This is a genomic window from Acinetobacter sp. A1-4-2 (assembly GCF_040233925.1).
Lineage (GTDB): Bacteria > Pseudomonadota > Gammaproteobacteria > Pseudomonadales > Moraxellaceae > Acinetobacter.
This window is the reverse complement of sequence record NZ_CP157981.1, coordinates 2,653,670-2,672,941: the sequence shown is the minus strand read 5'-3', so window position 1 is coordinate 2,672,941 and position 19,272 is coordinate 2,653,670. Positions and strand designations below refer to the sequence as shown.

18 protein-coding genes are annotated in these 19,272 nt (G+C 44.2%); 13 read left to right on the top strand and 5 right to left on the bottom strand.

Translation table 11 applies throughout. The features are described 5' to 3' along the window. Positions 1-208 precede the first annotated feature (208 nt). From hcaE to ABJ384_RS12890, 9 genes are all read left to right on the top strand, one after another. Positions 209-1,576: a 3-phenylpropionate/cinnamic acid dioxygenase subunit alpha gene (hcaE, locus tag ABJ384_RS12930; RefSeq protein ID WP_086195285.1), complete on the top strand. Its 1,368-nt coding sequence runs from the start codon at positions 209-211 to the stop codon at positions 1,574-1,576. Further along, a complete protein-coding gene (gene hcaF, locus ABJ384_RS12925) occupies positions 1,573-2,091 on the top strand; it encodes a 3-phenylpropionate/cinnamic acid dioxygenase subunit beta (protein WP_086195286.1) in 519 nt (172 codons plus the stop codon). Before hcaE ends, hcaF begins: the two co-directional genes overlap by 4 nt. Beyond that, complete coding sequence (gene hcaC, locus ABJ384_RS12920; RefSeq protein WP_076752998.1) at positions 2,091-2,417, top strand: 3-phenylpropionate/cinnamic acid dioxygenase ferredoxin subunit; 327 nt, start codon at positions 2,091-2,093, stop codon at positions 2,415-2,417. Before hcaF ends, hcaC begins: the two co-directional genes overlap by 1 nt. A 2-nt stretch (positions 2,418-2,419) precedes the next feature. Beyond that, positions 2,420-3,235, top strand: coding sequence for a 3-phenylpropionate-dihydrodiol/cinnamic acid-dihydrodiol dehydrogenase (gene hcaB, locus ABJ384_RS12915; protein ID WP_086195287.1), 816 nt, complete (start codon positions 2,420-2,422; stop codon positions 3,233-3,235). 69 nt (positions 3,236-3,304) lie between these two features. Then, a complete protein-coding gene (locus tag ABJ384_RS12910) occupies positions 3,305-4,270 on the top strand; it encodes a 3-carboxyethylcatechol 2,3-dioxygenase (protein ID WP_086195288.1) in 966 nt (321 codons plus the stop codon). A 4-nt stretch (positions 4,271-4,274) separates the two neighbouring features. Beyond that, positions 4,275-5,501 (top strand): 3-phenylpropionate/cinnamic acid dioxygenase ferredoxin--NAD(+) reductase subunit, encoded by a 1,227-nt coding sequence (hcaD, locus tag ABJ384_RS12905; RefSeq protein WP_349927787.1) that lies wholly within the window; start codon positions 4,275-4,277, stop codon positions 5,499-5,501. A 289-nt stretch (positions 5,502-5,790) separates the two neighbouring features. After that, positions 5,791-6,702, top strand: coding sequence for an EamA family transporter (locus ABJ384_RS12900; RefSeq protein WP_349927785.1), 912 nt, complete (start codon positions 5,791-5,793; stop codon positions 6,700-6,702). Positions 6,703-6,969: 267 nt separating this feature from the next. After that, positions 6,970-7,908: a cation diffusion facilitator family transporter gene (locus ABJ384_RS12895; RefSeq protein ID WP_349927783.1), complete on the top strand. Its 939-nt coding sequence runs from the start codon at positions 6,970-6,972 to the stop codon at positions 7,906-7,908. Between the two features lie 75 nt (positions 7,909-7,983). After that, positions 7,984-9,039, top strand: a complete 1,056-nt coding sequence (locus ABJ384_RS12890; protein WP_349927782.1) for an MBL fold metallo-hydrolase — start codon at positions 7,984-7,986, stop codon at positions 9,037-9,039. Positions 9,040-9,061: 22 nt separating this feature from the next. On the opposite strand, the gene ABJ384_RS12885 is transcribed toward ABJ384_RS12890, so the two are convergent. Further along, positions 9,062-9,463 (bottom strand): DoxX-like family protein, encoded by a 402-nt coding sequence (locus ABJ384_RS12885; RefSeq protein ID WP_180174272.1) that lies wholly within the window; start codon positions 9,461-9,463, stop codon positions 9,062-9,064. Positions 9,464-9,833: 370 nt separating this feature from the next. Here ABJ384_RS12885 and katG point away from each other — a divergent pair, with 370 nt between their 5' ends. Beyond that, positions 9,834-12,026: a catalase/peroxidase HPI gene (gene katG / locus ABJ384_RS12880; RefSeq protein WP_300044963.1), complete on the top strand. Its 2,193-nt coding sequence runs from the start codon at positions 9,834-9,836 to the stop codon at positions 12,024-12,026. A gap of 47 nt (positions 12,027-12,073) precedes the next feature. Here katG and ABJ384_RS12875 read toward each other — a convergent pair whose 3' ends face one another. From ABJ384_RS12875 to ABJ384_RS12865, 3 genes are all read right to left on the bottom strand, one after another. Further along, on the bottom strand, positions 12,074-12,760 hold the full coding sequence (locus ABJ384_RS12875) for a hypothetical protein (protein WP_349927780.1): 687 nt from the start codon (positions 12,758-12,760) through the stop codon (positions 12,074-12,076). Positions 12,761-12,811: 51 nt separating this feature from the next. After that, positions 12,812-13,381, bottom strand: a complete 570-nt coding sequence (locus ABJ384_RS12870) for a hypothetical protein (protein ID WP_349927778.1) — start codon at positions 13,379-13,381, stop codon at positions 12,812-12,814. A 79-nt stretch (positions 13,382-13,460) separates the two neighbouring features. Further along, positions 13,461-14,081 (bottom strand): TetR/AcrR family transcriptional regulator, encoded by a 621-nt coding sequence (locus ABJ384_RS12865; protein WP_180174269.1) that lies wholly within the window; start codon positions 14,079-14,081, stop codon positions 13,461-13,463. A gap of 94 nt (positions 14,082-14,175) precedes the next feature. On the opposite strand from ABJ384_RS12865, the gene ABJ384_RS12860 reads away from it, so the two are divergent. From ABJ384_RS12860 to ABJ384_RS12850, 3 genes are all read left to right on the top strand, one after another. Beyond that, complete coding sequence (locus ABJ384_RS12860; protein ID WP_349927776.1) at positions 14,176-15,849, top strand: acyl-CoA dehydrogenase family protein; 1,674 nt, start codon at positions 14,176-14,178, stop codon at positions 15,847-15,849. Between the two features lie 381 nt (positions 15,850-16,230). Then, on the top strand, positions 16,231-16,611 hold the full coding sequence (locus ABJ384_RS12855; protein ID WP_349927775.1) for a YkvA family protein: 381 nt from the start codon (positions 16,231-16,233) through the stop codon (positions 16,609-16,611). 161 nt (positions 16,612-16,772) lie between these two features. Beyond that, on the top strand, positions 16,773-16,964 hold the full coding sequence (locus ABJ384_RS12850; protein ID WP_349927773.1) for a hypothetical protein: 192 nt from the start codon (positions 16,773-16,775) through the stop codon (positions 16,962-16,964). Between the two features lie 6 nt (positions 16,965-16,970). Here ABJ384_RS12850 and ptsP read toward each other — a convergent pair whose 3' ends face one another. Next, on the bottom strand, positions 16,971-19,268 hold the full coding sequence (ptsP, locus tag ABJ384_RS12845; RefSeq protein ID WP_086195299.1) for a phosphoenolpyruvate--protein phosphotransferase: 2,298 nt from the start codon (positions 19,266-19,268) through the stop codon (positions 16,971-16,973). Positions 19,269-19,272 lie beyond the last annotated feature (4 nt).

Here is a 19,272-nt window from a genome sequence, read left to right as displayed (position 1 = left end):
TAGGTGAAGATTATTCTGCCATTTAGAAAATAAATGATCTTGTATTTTTCATTAGTGTTTAAATATATAAGCTACAGTTTTAAGTAATTCATAAAATATCTTAATTAAAACAAAAAAAATATTTCCCCAAAACTGGCTAAAAATCCATTATCGCTGAAAAGTTGAGTCTATTTACTTTGTGCCGTTACTGGTCACAGGAGAGCTTTTCATGAGTGGAAAAATTGATGTGCGCGAAATCGACGCTTTAGTCGATGCACAAAATGGACGTATCTCGCCATCTATCTATACAGACCCAGATCTATATGAACTAGAACTTGAACGCGTTTTTGGTCGTACATGGTTATTCCTTTGTCATGAAAGCCAGATTCCTAAGGCGGGTGACTTCTTCAATACCTACATGGGTGAAGATCCGATTATTGTGGCACGTCAAAAAGACGGTTCAATCAAAGCATTTTTAAACCAATGCCGTCACCGCTCTATGCGCGTGAGCTTCGCAGACTGTGGTAATACCCGTGCATTTACTTGCCCATACCACGGCTGGTCTTACGGTATTGACGGTTCTTTAAAAGACATCCCGCTTGAAGAGCGTGCTTACCCACAGGGTGCATGTAAAGAGCAATGGGGTCTGGTAGAAGTTAACCGTGTTAAATCTTACAAAGGCCTGGTATTTGGCTGCTGGGATGAAACAACACCTGACCTAGAAGAATACATGGGTGACATCGCTTGGTACCTGGATGGTGTTCTTGATCGTCGTCCTGGCGGTACTTGCATCGTTGGTGGTGTACACAAGTGGGAAATCGAGTGTAACTGGAAATTTGCAGCTGAACAGTTTGCATCTGACCAATACCATGCATTGTTCTCTCACGCATCTGCGGTACAAGTTCTTGGTGCAAAACCGGATGATGACGCGTCTAAACAGTTAGGTGCGGCACAAACGGCTCGTCCAGTTTGGGAAACAGCGAAAGATGCTCTTCAATACGGTCAACGTGGCCATGGTTCAGGTTTCTTCTTCACTGAAAAACCAGATGCTAACGTTTGGGTAGATGGTGAAGTAGCAAACTATTTCCGTGAAACTTACGAAGAAGTAAAAGACCGTTTAGGTGAAATCCGTGCGCTACGCCTTGCTGGTCACAACACCATGTTCCCGACATTGTCTTGGTTGAACGGTACGGCAACACTTCGTGTATGGCACCCACGTGGTCCAAACAAAACTGAAGTTTGGGCATTCTGTATCTGTGATGCTGACGCACCACAAGACGTAAAAGAAGCATTTGAACGTTCTGCAACCCGTGCTTTCGGTCCTGCTGGTTTCCTAGAGCAAGATGACTCTGAAAACTGGGTAGAAATTCAAAAAGTATTACGTGGTTATAAAGCTCGTCAAAACAAACTCATTATGGAAATGGGTAAAGGTAACGAAAAAGTACGTGAAGATGGTATTCCAGGTATTACCAACTACATCTTCTCTGAAACTGCTGCACGTGGCTTATACCGCCGTTGGGCAGACCTGCTGATCCATGAAAAATGGGAAGATGTTGAGAAAGCAGCTGAAGCATATGAGAAGGAGCTTGTGAAATGAGTCAAATCAGTTTAGAACTTCATCACGAAATTAGTCAGTTCCTTTATCGTGAAGCAAAATTGCTGGATGACTGGAAATTCCGCGAATGGCTGGACGTAATGGCGGAAGATATTTCGTACACGCTACGTACCACGCCAAACGCGCAAACCCGTGACCGTCGTCGTTCAGTTGAGCCACCAACAACTTGGGTGTTCAACGACAACAAACATCTGTTGGAACGCCGTGTAGCGCGTCTGGAAACGGGTATGGCTTGGGCGGAAGAGCCTCCATCACGTACTACTCACATGGTGAGCAACGTGATTGTTGAACCAACTGAAGTTGCAGGCGAATACGACGTATACGTGACTTATCTGCTCTACCGTTCTCAAAAAGAGAAAGATATTACGATTTACTGTGGTAAACGTCACGACAAGATCCGTAAAGTTGAAGGTGGTTTAGGCTGGCAAATTTTTGACCGCAAAATCACCCTAGACCAAGTGACCTATACCTCACATAACCTGAGTGTGTTCTTCTGATGAATAAGATTTTTGTTTGCCAAGTTGACGAATTGGACGAAGGCGAAGCATTGAAAGTGGATTGCGGCGTGAACGGTATCGAAGCGCTTGCAGTTTTTAACAATGGCGGTGAGTTCTTTGCAATGAACGACCGTTGTTCACACGGTAATGCTTCTATGTCGGAAGGTTATCTTGAAGATGACGGCACTGTGGAATGTCCACTGCATTCAGCACGTTTCTGTTTGAAAACTGGTCAAGCATTATGCTTACCAGCAACTGATCCAATCCAGACTTTCCCGGTGATTGTGGAAGATGGTCAGTTATTTGTAGAGATGGCAGGAGAGTAATCATGGGTTGGCTACAAGGCGAAGTTGCACTTATTACCGGTGGTGGTTCAGGTTTAGGCTGGGCACTGGTCGAACGTTTCCTGGAAGAGGGTGCACAAGTTGCTGTTCTTCAACGTTCACAGGCAAAAGTTGATGCATTGAAAGCCCATTTCGGTGATCGAGTATTAGCAATTGCCGGTGATGTAGCCAGCTATGAAGACAACGTCCGTGCCGTAAACGCAACAGTTGAGCGCTTCGGCAAGCTTGACTGTTTCGTTGGCAATGCTGGTATCTGGGATCATTATGCAGATATCGTCAATACATCGGGTGAGCAACTGGAAAAAGCCTTTGATGAAATCATGGGTATTAACACCAAGTCTTTAATTCTTGGTGCCAAAGCTGCGCTGGATGCATTGATAGCTTCTGAAGGTTCTATCATATTTACTTTGTCTAACTCTGCACTGTACTCGGCAGGCGGAGGCCCTGTGTACACGGCATCTAAGCATGCTGGTGTGGGTATTATGAAAGAACTGGCTTACGAGCTTGCGCCTAAAGTACGAGTGAACGCCGTTGCACCGTCAGGTATGAATGTCAATATCAAAGGGGCAGCATCATTAGGTCAGGAAAATCTTGGTCTGCTGGATGCGCGTGATCCTGAGAAAATTGCACGTGGCATGCCACTGAACTTTTTGCCTGAACCGGAAGACATGACGGGTTCATACGTGCTGTTGGCATCTCGTCAAAATAACCGTCCTTTGACTGGTGTTCTGATCAATGCAGAATGTGGTCTGGGAATTCGCGGCTTACGTCAGCCTCGTGCCGGTTTCTTTGACGAATAAAAATCTAGTCTAAATCAAATGGACTTATCGGCAGCCTGTTCTGGCTGCCTTCCTTTTAAGGAGTCTCTCATGGCCGTTAAACTTATTTGTGCTTCGCACAGTCCGTTAATGGAATTTGCTTCACCACAAGATCAGTCTAAAGAGCAGAAAGTCCGTGCTGCTTTTGAGAAATTGTCTGCTGAAGTCAAAGCTTACGACCCAACCCTGATCATTACCTTTGGTCCAGACCATTTCAATGGTTTCTTCTATGACCTGATGCCAAGTTTCTGCGTGGGCATTCGTGCCAAAGCGGCAGGTGACTGGGATTATGGTAAGGACAATGATCATATTGATGTGCCTGAAGACAAGGCGCTGGCGCTGGTTCGCCGCGTATTGGACGAAGGTGTGGACGTTGCATACTCATACCGTATGCAGGCGGATCATGGTGTGACTCAGCCTTTACATTTCCTGTGTGAAGGTCAGCTTGATCGTTATCCAACGATTCCAGTTTTTATTAATGGCGCTGCAGCACCCATGCCAACCACCAAGCGTACCATCGCTTTAGGTCGTGCTGTAGGTCAGTTTATCAAGTCTTTAAACCTTGAAAATGAACGTGTTCTTGTACTGGGTACCGGTGGTTTGTCGCACGATCCACCGACTCCGCAAATGGGTTCTGTTCCACCAGAAGTGGAAGAATTCCTGATCGCGGGCCGTAACCCAAGCCCTGAAGCACGTAATGCCCGTCAGGCCAAAGTGATTGCTGTAGGACAGAAGCTTGCTGCAGGGGATACCTCAGTTTCTGTACCATTAAGCCCGGAGTGGGATATTGCATTGCTTGAGAAATTCAAGAATGCAGATTTCGCTGCACTGGAAGCCATGACTGAAGCTGACATCCGCCGTGACGGTGGCCGTGGTGGTCAGGAAGTCCGTTCATGGATGGCTGCATTCGCTGCCCTGCATGAAATGGGTGAATATGACATGACGACACATTGCTACGAAGACATCAGTGAGTGGATCGCTGGTTTCGGCATCGTATCTGCAGAGTTAAAAGGTTAATGACATGAGCAACATCGAAACCATCGTAATTGTAGGTGCTGGACAGGCAGGTGCAAGTGCGATTTTAGAACTTCGTGCCAATAAGTACGAAGGCAAAATCATTTTGATTGGTGATGAAACGCATCTGCCTTATGAGCGTCCACCATTATCCAAGGATGTGATTCTAAAACCTGAAGAAACCAAGATTGAAATTCTGTCAGAGCAAAAACTGGCTGAACTTGGTGTAACAACTATTCGTGGCAATGGCGTGGCTAAAATCAATGCCGAGGCCCATACAGTTGAACTTCAAAACGGTGACGTTGTTGCTTATGACAAGCTATTGCTTGCAACAGGCGGTGCAGCACGTCGTTTACCAAACTTTGATGCGCTGGGTAAACATGTGTATACCCTGCGTAATCTTGAAGATTCACAAGCACTGGTACCTGTGCTTCAAGCCGGTCAACGTATTGTGTTGATTGGTGGTGGGGTGATTGGTCTTGAACTTGCATCATCTTCACGTTACAAAGAATGTGAAGTGACAGTGATTGAACAGGGTCCAATGGTGATGGGTCGTTCATCGCCACGTATCCTGAGCGAATTCTTGTTGGCGCAGCAACGCCGTGCCGGTGTGGATGTACGTCTGGAAACCAAGATTGCAGACTGCAAGCTAGATGGTGAAGAAGTTGTCGTGACCCTTGAGGGTGGTGAAGAGCTTCGTGCCGATGCGGTCATTTACGGTATTGGTATCGTGCCAAATGCTCAGCTGGCTGTTGAGGCTGGCCTGGATGTTGATTTTGCGGTTAAAGTCAATGAAAACTGCCAGACTTCAAATGTTGACATTTATGCAGCAGGTGATGTCGCGAGTCAGCTTCGTGAAGATGGTGAATACCGCCGTGTCGAAACCTGGGAAAATGCCAACCTACAGGCAGGTATTTTCGCGCGTCATGTGATGGGTGTAGAGCATCCGAAAGCCAATCCGGCATGGTTCTGGACCGATCAACTCGACATTAACTATCAGTTTGTGGGCGATATGGCTGCAGCTGAATGGCATGTTCGCGGTGAAATGGATGCAGCCAAAGGTGCAGACAATTCATTCGTGATGTATGGTGTGACTGACGGTCAAATCGTTGCCGGTATTACGGTCAATGCTGCAAAAGAAATGCGTCATTTGAAAAAAATGATCAGCAAAAATACCGTTTTTGAAGCAGAAAAACATCTTGATTTAAGCCTGGATTTACGCAAAGTGGCTTAAGTTTTATTGAGATATTTCTGGACAGACCTATGTTTTGCATAGGTCTGTTTTTTTATGTCTTTACCTTCATTGTCATGACTTCATGTGTCAGTGTGATTTAATATATTTTCGTATAGGTGATTGTTACTTTTCAAAGATGAAAAGTAACAAAAATCTTCTGTGGTGCTGAGGGGATGTCTATATCTCCCAGTACCACAGGCGGCATGCATGCTGCCATCAGTATTGTTGATTGCGGATTTGAACATAAATTTGGTTCGCTGCTTTTTGATAAATTTTAATTGAGCAATTTATGAGTTCAAATTCATCTTCCATGATGGTCATGGCAAGTATTTACGCTTTATTGGTATTCATCTGGGCCACTACGCCACTGGCAATTGTCTGGAGCGTGCAGGAAGTCCACCCGATGTGGGTGCTGATCATCCGTTATTTCGGCGCGTCGCTGATTGCCTTGTTCCTTTTAAAGCTGATGCGTGACCCGCTGCCTTTTGATCAGACTTCTTTAAAAAGTTATGTGGCGGGCAGTCTGAATTTAATTGGTGCGCAGCTGTTTATCTATCTTGCAGCCAATTATCTGACTTCCGGGTTAATGGCACTGATTTTTGGTTTTTCACCGCTGATTGCAGGCCTGATCGGACATGTGATTTTAAAAACGCAAAAACTGATCTGGCTACAATGGCTGGGTATGGCGATTGCGGTTTCCGGTCTGAGCTTTGTCTTTGCCGATTCTGCCGACAGTAAAGTCAATCCAATTGGTGTGGTGTTGATGCTGATTAGCATGGTGTCTTATATCAGCTCGATTTTCTGGGTCAAACAGATTAATGCTCCACTCAAACCGATGTCTCAAGCGACCGGTTCACTGATGGTCTCAGCCGTGGGTTCTCTGCTGATCATTCCGTTTATCTGGCAGCATTTCCCAACGGCACTGCCTAGTGGACGAGCGATGATTGGTTTTATCTTTACCATGATCATGTCTTCCATTGTGGCCATGCTGTGTTACTTCTGGCTGATCCGCCGTTTAAATGCCTCTACGGTTTCCCTAAGCAATGTCATGACCCCGGTGATTGCCCTGGTTCTGGGTGCCACCTTGAATAATGAACATATCAGTCCGAATGCCTTTGTCGGCATTGTGGTGGTGATGTTCGGTATTGTGATGTATTTCTGGAAAGAATGGCGCCAGCAGTATTTTTCTAAACTGCGTTAATACAACAGGATAAAAAGGAAGTTTAGGCTTCCTTTTTATGAGCTTGCAATCTGCGTGAATTGTGAAAATGCATCATATTTCATCACAGCGTTTCACATGAAACATCAATATACGCACTGGCGAAATAATCACCAGTTACGCTAAAAACAACAAAAGAATAAACCACGACAACAACTACATTGAGTACTATGCAAAGAGCTATAAAAATCAAATAGATCTATTTGATAACAATAACGCTTAACAAAAAAACACCCGGGACAAATTTGAATGTCTGATTCGAATAAGATTGTGGTCTATGCAGCACTGGCAGGTAATCTGGCGATTGCGCTGGTCAAGTTTGTGGCCGCCTATATCACCAACAGTTCGGCCATGTTCAGTGAAGCCATTCACTCGGTGGTAGACACCTTGAACGAAATTTTGCTGCTCTATGGCATGAAAAAATCCCAGCAGCCCGCCAACTATAAGCATCCTTTTGGTTATGGCCGTGAGCTGTATTTTTGGGCCTTTATTGTGGCATTGATGGTTTTTGCACTGGGTGCGATTGTGTCGATTTATCAGGGCATACAACATGTGCTGCATCCTGAAGTAATGCTGAATCCCACCATTAATTATATTGTGTTAAGCATCGCCATCTTGTGTGAAGGCACCTCGTGGTTGGTGGCCTTAAAAGCATTCCGTAAGGTGAAAGGCAAGCAAGGTTATTTCGAGGCTTTTCGACACAGTAAAGATCCCACTACCTTTACCGTACTGTTTGAAGATACTGCCGCGTTATGTGGTCTGTTGATTGCCCTGATCGGGATATATCTGGCCCATGCCTTGAATATTCCTGAACTGGATGGCATGGCCTCGATCTTGATTGGTCTTGTGCTGGCGGTTTCTGCTATTTTATTGGCGCGTGAAACCAAGGGTTTATTGCTGGGGGAAACGGCCGATCCGCAACTGCGTAATGATATCTTGCTGATTGCCCAGGAAGATGAAGCGGTACAGTCAGCCAATGGCGTGCTGACCGAACAGATGGGTGCACATCAGGTGCTGGCATCGTTAAGCCTGGAGTTTGAAGACAATTTAAGCTCGGATGACATCGAAGCTTGCGTCAATAGAATTGAAGCGAAAATCAAACAGATTCATCCGGAAATTGTGGCATTGTTTATCAAACCGCAAACTAAACAGGTGTGGTTGGAACGTATGCAAGGACGTTTAGAATAAAACGTGATATATATGTCAGTGCATTCAGAATACCGGATTTTGAATGTTGAGGTCAGACTAAGAAATTGAATCTACATGAAGCAGAAGCCTGAACAATTACACTTTCAACTCCCGACCAAAGCATGCTGGTCACATACCTGGCGTCAGCCTTCATTTCAGTTTATGCATTCCAATCATCATGATGGTGAACGGTTCTTCAATGCCTTGCCCAGTCCTGCAGGACATGGGCGGGTCGAGCTGCTCAAGTGGCTGCTTAGCCGCAACTCATCGACCTGGAATGTCGATATAAATAAAGAACAAGCCGAATTCCATGCCAGCAAACGCGCTATTCCCCAGAGCCGTCCAAACGCCAGTATAGACGACTGGCAAGTGTGGTTTGTCGGGCATGCTACGGTACTGTTACAAATTGGGCCTTATAATCTGCTCACCGATCCGGTCTGGTGCGAACATGTCAGTCCCCAGCAGGGCAAAGGTCCGAAACGGGTCATCCCTGCGGGAATCGCCCTAGAAGAATTGCCGACCATTCATGCGGTGCTGCTGAGTCATAATCATTATGACCATATGGATCTGGCCAGCCTGGAATGGCTGCATGATAAATTTGCCATGCCGATTTATACTGGCCTGGGCAATGCATGGTATTTGCCGAAAAGTTTTCATGTGCTGGAAATGGACTGGTGGCAATCGTCCTTATTGCATGATTTAAAAATTATCTATACTCCAGCACAACATTTTTCCGGTCGCGGCTTACGCGATCACAACCGGGCACTGTGGGGCGGTTTTTCAGTGCGTGCTGGAAAGGATCATTGTTTCTTTGCCGGAGATAGCGGCTATTCACCACATTTTAAAGAGATTCAAACCCGTTTGGGTGCACCGCGTATTTCATTGTTACCGATTGGTTCCTACCAGCCGCGTGAGCTGATGAACTATATGCATATGAATCCGCAGGAGGCTTTTCAGGCACATCAGGATTTACATTCTAAATGTTCGCTGGCGATTCATTACCACACTTTTCAGCTGACCGATGAAAGTCGGGAACAGCCTGAACTGGACTTAAAAGTGGCCATGAAAAATACCTCCAAATTGATGACCCCTTTTTACTGCATTCGCGAAGGGCGGCGTCTGGTGGTTTGATGTTGTGCAAGATGTTTGTTTCTTAAGATGAAGGTTGGCTCAGCTTTAACAGTTGAAGGGCAAGCATTGAAAGGCAAATCATGGCCATATTCATCACGACCGGGTTAAATGCAGAAGTGAGTTGCAAGGGACTGGTGAGCGCAATCAGCACTAATAATCCGGCTAAACCTAAAATATTCAGCTGATGGATGACGGCTGCTTTTTGCCAAATAAGGAAAGTACAGCCAAACATCATTTCAATTATGCCTGACAGGGTAACCGCCATTTTTGCCAGAGGGAGTTCTAAACCCATGCTTTGCCAAATGGCGATTTCTGCAGCTGACTGAAACAGAATTTTCGGAACCAACCCCTGATAAATCCAGAGTGCAGCAAGTGTGATCTGAATGAGCCGAAGCGGTTTTTCCAATAGAGGCTGATGATTCACGAATGGCAGGTTCCAGAAAATACGGTCTGTTCTCAGCAATAGCGATCATGCTTGATCGACATGATGTGAGGTATTCTTGCTTGTTACGACTTCACTATAGCACATTATTTTTAATCAGAAATATTGTCCAAAATCTCAAATCCTGATCGTCTTTATCACCAATTGATAAAGCAGTTCTAAAAATTTGATCTCTTGTTGTGAGGGTTGATAAATCCTGTTTTTAAGCCCGTTTTAGAATAGGCTTTTTCGATCGTTTTCATTCGTATAACTTGCTTTCTATTGTCATAAAAAACAGCTATTTTGATGATGAGTTAGAAATTTTTAACGGTTCATGACAATCGTCATTTTATGATTAATTTGGAGCTCAGATATGAATAATGATACGAAAACTGCAGGGAAATGCCCGTTCCATCAAGAAGGTGCGAATACCAATGCCGCCAGCTCAAATGCCGCTTGGTGGCCGAATGCTCTAAATCTTAACATTCTTGCTCAACACGATAAAAAAACCAATCCGATGGACCCGGATTTTGATTATGCCAAGGCATTCAATTCACTGGATTTGGAAGCAGTGAAACAGGATTTACGCGAACTGATTAACAGCAGCCAGGACTGGTGGCCATCGGACTACGGTAGCTACATTGGCATGTTCGTGCGTACTGCCTGGCACTTAGCCGGTTCTTACCGTAAACAGGACGGTCGCGGCGGTGCCAATACTGGTAACCAGCGTTTTGCACCACTCAACAGCTGGCCAGACAACGTCAACACCGATAAAGGCCGCCGTCTACTTTGGCCGATTAAACGTAAATATGGCAATAAAATCTCTTGGGGCGATCTGATCATCCTGGCCGGTACAGTGGCGTACGAAGAAGCCGGTCTGAAAACCTTTGGTTTCGGTGGCGGTCGTCAAGACATCTGGCATCCTGAAAAAGACGTCAATTGGGGTTCTGAAAAGAAATGGCTGGATGCCACCAAAAATCGTTATGAAAATGATCAGGACCGTAAGTCATTAGACAATTCGCTTGCTGCCGTGCAGATGGGTCTCATTTACGTCAACCCTGAAGGGGTAGATGGTGTACAGGATCCGCTGCGTACGGCACAGGATATGCGTGTAACCTTCGACCGTATGGGCATGAATGACGAAGAAACTGTGGCCTTGACTGCAGGTGGTCACACCATTGGTAAAGCACACGGTAACGGCAAGGCTGAATTGCTGGGTAAAGACGTTGAAGGTGCGGATGTCGAATTCCAGGGCCTAGGCTGGCATAACCCTGAAGGTACAGGTAACGGTGCCAATACCATGGTCAGTGGTCTGGAAGGGGCATGGACCACGCATCCAACCAAATGGGACAATGAATTCTTCTATTTATTGTTCACCTATGAGTGGGAAAAAACCCTCAGCCCGGCAGGTGCGAAACAATGGGAACCGATCAACATCAAAGAGGAAGACAAACCCGTTGATGCACACAACCCGAATGTCCGCCGTAACCCGATGATGACCGATGCCGATATGGCACTGAAAATTGATCCTGAGTATCGCAAAATCTCTGAGCGTTTCTATAAAGACCCAGCTTATTTTGCTGAAGTGTTTGCGCGTGCATGGTACAAGCTGACTCACCGTGACATGGGGCCAAAATCGCGTTATTTAGGTGCCGATGTTCCTGCTGAGGATTTAATCTGGCAAGACCCAATTCCATCGGTGAACTACGTGTTGTCTGAAGCGGAAATTGAAGACCTCAAAGCGAAATTGCTGAACAGCGGTTTAAGCACAGCCGAGTTAATCAACACCGCTTGGGACAGCGCGCGTACTTTCCGTGGCTCTGACTACCGTGGCGGTGCCAATGGTGCACGTATCCGCTTGGCACCGCAAAAAGACTGGGGCGGTAACGAACCTGAACGTCTGGCAAAAGTATTGGCGAAACTTGAAGAAATTCAGGCAGGTCTTGAGAAGAAAGTCAGCATTGCCGACCTGATTGTACTGGGCGGTACAGCTGCAGTTGAAAAAGCGGCTCAGGCTGCGGGTGTGGATATTCAAGTTCCATTCATGCCGGGACGAGGGGATGCCACCCAGGAACAAACTGATGTCTATTCATTTGAAGACTTGTTGCCGAAACACGACGGTTTCCGTAACTGGCTAAAAGAAGACTACACTGCGCAACCTGAAGAATTGCTGTTAGACCGTGCCCAGTTATTGGGTTTAACTGCACCGGAAATGACGGTACTTGTTGGTGGTATGCGTGTACTGGGAACCAACTATGCGGGTGCAAAAGAAGGTGTGTTCACAGACCGTGAAGGCGTGTTAAGCAACGACTTCTTCGTGAACCTGACTGACATGGCATATAACTGGAAACCGGTTGGCAAGAACCGTTATGAGATTGTAGACCGTGTAACGGGCGCAGTGAAATGGACGGCAACACGTGTGGACCTGGTGTTTGGTTCGAACTCGATTCTGCGTTCTTATGCAGAGGTGTATGCACAAGATGACAACAAAGAAAAATTCGTCAAAGACTTTGTTGCTGCCTGGACCAAAGTGATGAATGCAGACCGTTTTGATGTGAAGAAATAATTTGCATTGGGATGTAAAAAACCGCCTTGAGGGGCGGTTTTTTATTTTTAATAGACTTGATAATCTAAATATTCCCATTTCTGAAATAGGCTTCTATCGCGGGCTTTAGAAATGAGTTCGGGAAATATTTTTTCCAAACTCAGAGTGCTTACTATTTTTTCGGCAAGCTCAATTTGTTGTAAAAAGAATAAGCTACGAATAATTTTTTTTAAAAAATTAGTTTTAAAGAATACATGATTAAAGGTATCTAAAAGAGAAGATTCATTTTTAACCTCTAGTAGATAAGACTCATATAACCAAAGGTAACTTTCAGAATATTTATAATTGTCTCGGGATAAGTAAAATAAACTCCATAAATCTGCAACTAAGTCTATATTTATCTTTTCTTTAAAGGTTTTGTAAACAACTTTTTTTTGTTCTGAATATTCCAATATTTCATCAAATGTTGGAGGGTTAAATGAATCTGATTCATTTGTTAATACAGCGCCTTCTATATTTAAAGAATTTAAATCAGCATGAAAAAATGATACCCATGCAGAACATATATCTAGAATAAAATCATCTGGTAGCGTAATTAAATTCTTTTTAATTCCAATCTTAGAACTGATTTCATAATTGTTTTGAACAAAGGTCAAGATTTTTGATAACTCACTACTACTTAAAGTATATTTCTCTTGAAGAGCTGATTTATTTAAATTAGTTTTCCAGCTTTTATGTAATGGTAGCTCTTGCACCAAATTGAAAATTTGAGAGCGTGAAAATTTGCTTGTAAATGTACCTTCTCTCTACTCTTCAATTAACATTTCATTTAGGTAGTGAAGGTTATCAAGATTTTCTTCAAGTTCTTTAAATTTACATTTCAATACTAAGCAATTAATGATGCTTTGTTCGGTTAAGTGCTTTACATTTTCTGTATCAAATGGATATCTAAAAGTTTGTCCCGTAGAATCTATTTCAGCAATATCTAAAATAGTTGTTTTTATAGCATCATTAATTATTTGATAGCATTGATCTAAATTTTCAGAATTAGTTTTAAAGTAATCCCAAATGTTTCTAATATTATGTGATCCTGCTAAATTAAAGTCAGCTAATTTTAATTTTTGGATCTTAGCTAAATTATTAATCTCTTCAATAGCATCTTTCAATCGTAATTCAATAGAGTGGCGCATGTTGAAACAAATGGGATAGATAAAGGAATCTACATCATTTCCATTGGTATGAATTACTTGATCTAAAATTAGATTGGCAGCTTTCGAAAAACCTTTAGCATAGGTTAAATAATTAACAATACCATTATTTCCTACACAAGCGTTAAATTCTATGGGGTCAGCTCCTCTGAATGTTGAGTTTTCCATGTTTATTACTCTGCAAGTTTGTATATTAAAGAATTATGAAGGTATTTAAAATTTATTTAATAAATTTCAAAAAGTCATTCTATTTATTTTTGATACTCAGTAGAAATTGAAATATATCAAATTCTAATTGTTCCCACTCCCCAAACTCAGGCTCTACCAACAACGTCTGCGACACAAAGCCATAACACACCCGTTGTACATTTAAACTCATCCGCGTGAGCTGTTTAGCATCCTGAATAAAAGGCGCGAGAATACTTTGCCACATCTGCACCATCATCTCATAACTTTTACGGTAACTTTCAATATTGGAAATCTGCCGTTCCAGCAAAAACGTCTGTGCCCATAGAAACTGCTGTGCCTGAATCTGCTCAAGTTGATAATGAATAACTTGCTGTAAATAATCATCTAGAGCCATATCTGTGGATAACTTGAGCAGGCTGTATGCATAAGTTTTTAAGTCCTCGGCATTGTTTTTTACGTGTCTGTGAATGGTCAGTGCAACCAAATCTTCCTTTTTGGAAAAATATTCATAGAAGGTGCCCAAGCCTACACCAGCCAAATCGGTAATTTCCCGAATGGTAATGTCATGTGCGGCATGCTCATGCAAAAGCCGAACAAAACTGTCCTGCAAGGCTTCCTGTGTCAGTTTGGCTCTTGATTGACGCGGCTTACGCCGTACCTGAATCTGTGGATTTTTCATAAAAAGTTTGACCCAACAAAGCCGAACATGCAGTGGCTATTTTTTCTCTATACTGGAATGAAAAGCCCAGAACAACAAGCAGGAAATATAGACGATGAATACATCGAACCAGTTATCGAATCAGGCATGGATGACCCATCAAATCAGCAATCAGTTTGATGAACTGCAAGATTACAATTTATTTTCATCAGATACGGTTTTACATGAAATATTGAAGCGTTATGGCAGCCATGACCAAGCAACCTTGTATGATATGGGTAAAGTGGTGGGATCAGCCGAGTATTATCAATATGCCGATTTAGCCAATAAACACACGCCTATTTTACATGCCTTCGATGCACGTGGTCGTCGTAAAGATTACATCGAGTTTCATCCTGCATGGCATAAATGGATGGCTTTAAACCGCAAGTTTGACAGCCATGCTCATCCATTTAATCATGCAGAATCATCTGCCAAATGGGTGGAATGGGCAGCGCGTTTTTACTTAAGCGGGCAGGTGGAGTGTGGCAGTCTGTGTCCAACTTCGATGACGCTTGGCAGCATTCCCCTGATTCAGCGTGAACCTGAACTGTGGGCAAAAATAGGCGAAAAATTATTATCCACTGAATATGATGAACGTGACCTGCCGATTGCCCAGAAAACATCAATCTGGCTCGGTATGGGCATGACCGAAAAGCAGGGCGGTTCTGATGTGCGTGCCAATGAAACTTTTGCCGTACCCGTTAGGGAATCAGGTCGAGGGCAGGCTTATTTGCTGACCGGGCATAAATGGTTTTTCTCAGCTCCGATGTGTGATGCACATCTGGTGGTGGCGAAAACCGAGCAGGATGGCTTGGCCTGTTTCTTTGTCCCGCGCTGGCTGGAGGATGGAACCAAGAACCATATTCATGTGCAGCGCCTCAAAGAAAAAGTCGGCAACCGTAGCAACTCCAGTTCGGAAGTCGAATTTAAGGAAGCTTGGGGCATCCTGATCGGTGAAGCAGGTCGTGGCATTCCGACTATTATTGAAATGGCCAATTATACCCGTCTGACCTGCTCTGTGGGCAGTACAGCGATGCTGCGTCAGGCCTTGGTGCAATGTATTGCCTATACCCGTCAGCGCAAAGCTTTTGGCAAACATTTAGCTGAACAACCCCTGATGCAAGCAGTACTCGCAGATTTAGCCCTGGAAACCGAAGCGGCGATGCAACTCAGTTTCCATTTGGCACATTGCTATGAATCTGACGATGCTCTCTCTTTGGCGTGGAAGCGTATCATGACACCAGCCTCTAAATTCTGGATCTGCAAGCGTGCAGTCGAATTGACTGGCGAGATGATGGAAGTGTTTGGCGGCAATGGTTATGTCGATAACGGCATCATGGCGCGTATTTTTAAAGAAGCCCCAGTCAATACTATTTGGGAAGGTTCGGGTAATGTCATGTGCCTGGATGTACTGCGCGCGATTGCACGTGAGCCTGAATCCATAGACGTATTGTTTAAAGATTTAGCCTCAACTGCAATGCATGATGAAACTTTGCAAAATGAATTACAGAGCCTGTTCAAGTTGTTCCAGCAATCACCCGAAGAGTTGCAGTGTATGGGGCGCAGTCTGGTCAGCCGTTTAGTCATTTTGGCACAAGCAGTCTTGTTAAAACGCTATTCACCTGATTTTGTCGCAAACGGATTTATCCAGTCCCGTTACAGCAAGTTTCATGGCCGTGTGGTGGGTATGATTGCAGTGAAGCAGGTAGATGTGGAGCGGGTGCTGGAAAGGGCGTTGGCTGTGTAAATTGCCCTCTTTCTAGCCTTCGCTTGTACTCCACTTTTTAATTATTCAGTGTTAAAAGCACCTCTCCCTTGTAGCCGTGCTATTCATCTTCTGGAATGAGAGGGAATTCACAATCGAAATTCTCCCTCCCTATGGGAGGGAGCTAGAGGGAGGGAGAATTAAATAATTAAATGTTAAGAATCTCTCTTTTGCGTACTCAAAATATATTGTGAATTTTCTAAATGAGGAAAATTCTTTAATAAATTTATTTTTTATTGTGATTTATAATGAAAGTTGTCCTTCTACCACTTACATAAAAAATGTTAAAGCTGCAAAACTTATATTTATTTAAGAAAACTTATTTAACATGTCATTTATAAATTTTTGATTTTCAGTACCTGTATGTATCAAAAAATTAAACAATGGGCCAAAACCATTAAAAAAGATGTTCTGGTGGTTTGGCTGGTGGCTAAAGATGAGCGAACGCCCGTCTGGATCAAAATACTGGCACTAATTATTGCTGCATATGCGCTATCTCCGATTGATCTGATTCCAGATTTTATTCCGGTGCTGGGCTATCTGGATGATCTTATTATTGTGCCCTTGGGGCTGCTATTGGTGATTAAGCTTACGCCACAAGAAATTATAGAGGATTGCAGGATTCGTGCCTCGCTATTGGCAGAACGGCCTGTAAACCGTTGGGCGGCAGGTGTGATTATTTTAATCTGGCTGCTTTTTCTTGGTTATTTGACCATGCATTTTTTTAATATACAGAAATTTTAATATTCGGTTTATGTATAGACTTTAAATTTGAGTTTAAGTTTTTGAAATTAATTGTTTTTTAAATATTTATCTGATTTTAAAAACTGCTTGAATTCTGTACAAAAAAGCGTAATATCACTTTGCTATCCCATCCGGATGGTAAATGAAAACAGGTGAGTAAAATGGCAAAGAAAAAAGTACTGCCAGAAGTGGTGATTCACAACTTTGTGGCCAAACACATGTATGAGGTCAACAAAAGCCAGGTCTTTGTAGACCGAAAGAAAAATGCAAAACGTGGCTATGACAAGCACAAAAAAGGGAGATACTCAGATGATTATCTCCCTTTTTATTTTACCGTATTTTCTTACATCTAAATAGAATTAAGCACCCACAATACGGGTAGCAGATTTCACCATATCGCCCAGACCATGGGTCTTGAAGTAATATTCCATCCAGCTTTTCACCATCAGTGGATTACTCATTTTTAATACACGTTCCAGTTGTTCCTGTGCATCGCTCATCGGCACATGACAAATGGCCTTACGCACCCGCAAAATATTGCTTGAACTCATCGACAGGGTATTAAAGCCCATCGCCATCAGCAGCACAGCCGCCAATGGGTCGCCAGCCATTTCTCCACAAATGCTCACCGGTTTGTCATATTTATGACATTCCTGAACCAAACGGCTTAAAGCGCGTAAGACGGCAGGGTGGAAATGCGAGTAGACATTGGCAACCCGAGGATTATTACGGTCGACTGCCAGTAAATACTGGGTCAAGTCATTTGAACCGACCGAGAAGAAATCCACCAGCTCAGAAAATTCTTCAATCTGTAACAGCACGCTCGGTACTTCAACCATAATGCCGATTTTGGGCTTGGTAATTTTAACCTGTTCTTCTTCCTGCACTGCGGTCCAGTCACGGTCCAGCAGATAGAGGGCTTCTTCCACTTCACTGACACTGGTGATCATGGGTAGCAAAATATGCAGGTTATTCAGCCCGATACTGGCTTTCAGCATGGCACGAATCTGGGAAGAGAAAATTTCAGGATGATCCAGGGTAAAACGGATGCCGCGCCAGCCCAACGCCGAGTTTTCTTCTTCAATCGAAAAATACGGTAAATCTTTATCTGCACCAATGTCGAGGGTACGCATCACCACAGGTTTATTGGCAAAGTGGCTGAGTTGCTGGCGGTAAATGGCACGCTGCTCTTCTTCACCAGGGAAGCGATCACGTAGCATAAACGGAATTTCAGAGCGGTATAAACCTACGCCTTTAGCACCACGCTGTACCCCGCGAACGACATCAATCATTAAACCGGTATTCACATACAGTTTGACTGCAACACCATCAGGTGTAATGGCATCTTTGGTTTCGTATTGTTTTAAGTCTTTCGCCAGCTGTTCTTCTTCTTTCTGGATTTCTTTATAGCGGGTACGTAAACGGCGCGGCGGATTGATAAACACCCGTCCCTGATGGGCATCGACAATCATCTCCACATCATCCAGGGTATTGATTGGCAGTTCAGTCACACCGACCACGGTTGGAATGCCCAGTGCACGTGCCACAATCACCATATGTGAGTTCATGGCACCTTCAGTGGTGACAATCGCGGCAATTTTATCCACCGGTAATTCAACCAGTGCCGCGGTTGAAATGTCTTCCCCGATCAGAATGCTTTCATCGGTCAGTTCACGATGGCTGGCATCGGCTTCCTGTAAAAATGCCAGAATACGGCGCCCCAGATCTTTCAGGTCGGACACACGTTCGCGTAAATAGTCATCTTCCATTTGTGCGAACAGGGCAATGTGATTATCAATGACAATACGGACCGCACCCTGTGCCCAGTTACCATCGCGGATTTCAGCCTTAATTTCAGCAGGCAGGGAGTTTTCATCCAGCATGCGCAAGAACACGCTAAATAAAGCCCGTTCTTCAGCCATCAAGGCATCCTGCATTTTTTCATCCAGTGCCTGAATTTCCTGACGCACTGCATTTAATGCGGCATCCAGAAGCTCAAGTTCTTCACTGATGTCATCTGCTTCACGATCAGGCACAGCTGCCAGATCTGCAGGCGGGTAGAGAATTACCGCACGCCCTAAAGCAATCCCGCCTGAACCGGAAACGCCCTGAAAGGTTTTATAAGCAGGCAAATTGCTTGGCTTGCGGAACACATCGATATTACCCACGGCATGAGCATGGGCAATTACACCGGACAGCTGGGCACACAGGGTGACCAGGAACGATTCCGCTGCTTCGCTAAAATCTTGCGGTTCCTTATTTTGCACTACCAATACGCCCATAACCTTACGGCGGTACATCACCGGAACACCCAGGAAGGAATTATAAATTTCCTCTCCGGTTTCAGGCAGATACATAAAGCGTTCGTGCTTTGGTGCATTATCCAGATTGACGATTTCTTCGCGTTGTCCCACCAGTCCGACCAGACCTTCACTGGTATGTAAGGAGACATGCCCCACAGCTTCAGGATTTAACCCTTTAGACGCCATGAGCAGATAACGCTGGTTACGCTCATCGAGTAGATAAATGGAGCAGACATCCACGTGCATGGCTTCAGCAACCTGATTGACCATGATGTCGAGTGACTCATGCAAACTGGTGGACGCATTGATTTCTTGCACAATGCGTCTTAAGGTGTCCAGTTGCATATTCGACATAAAA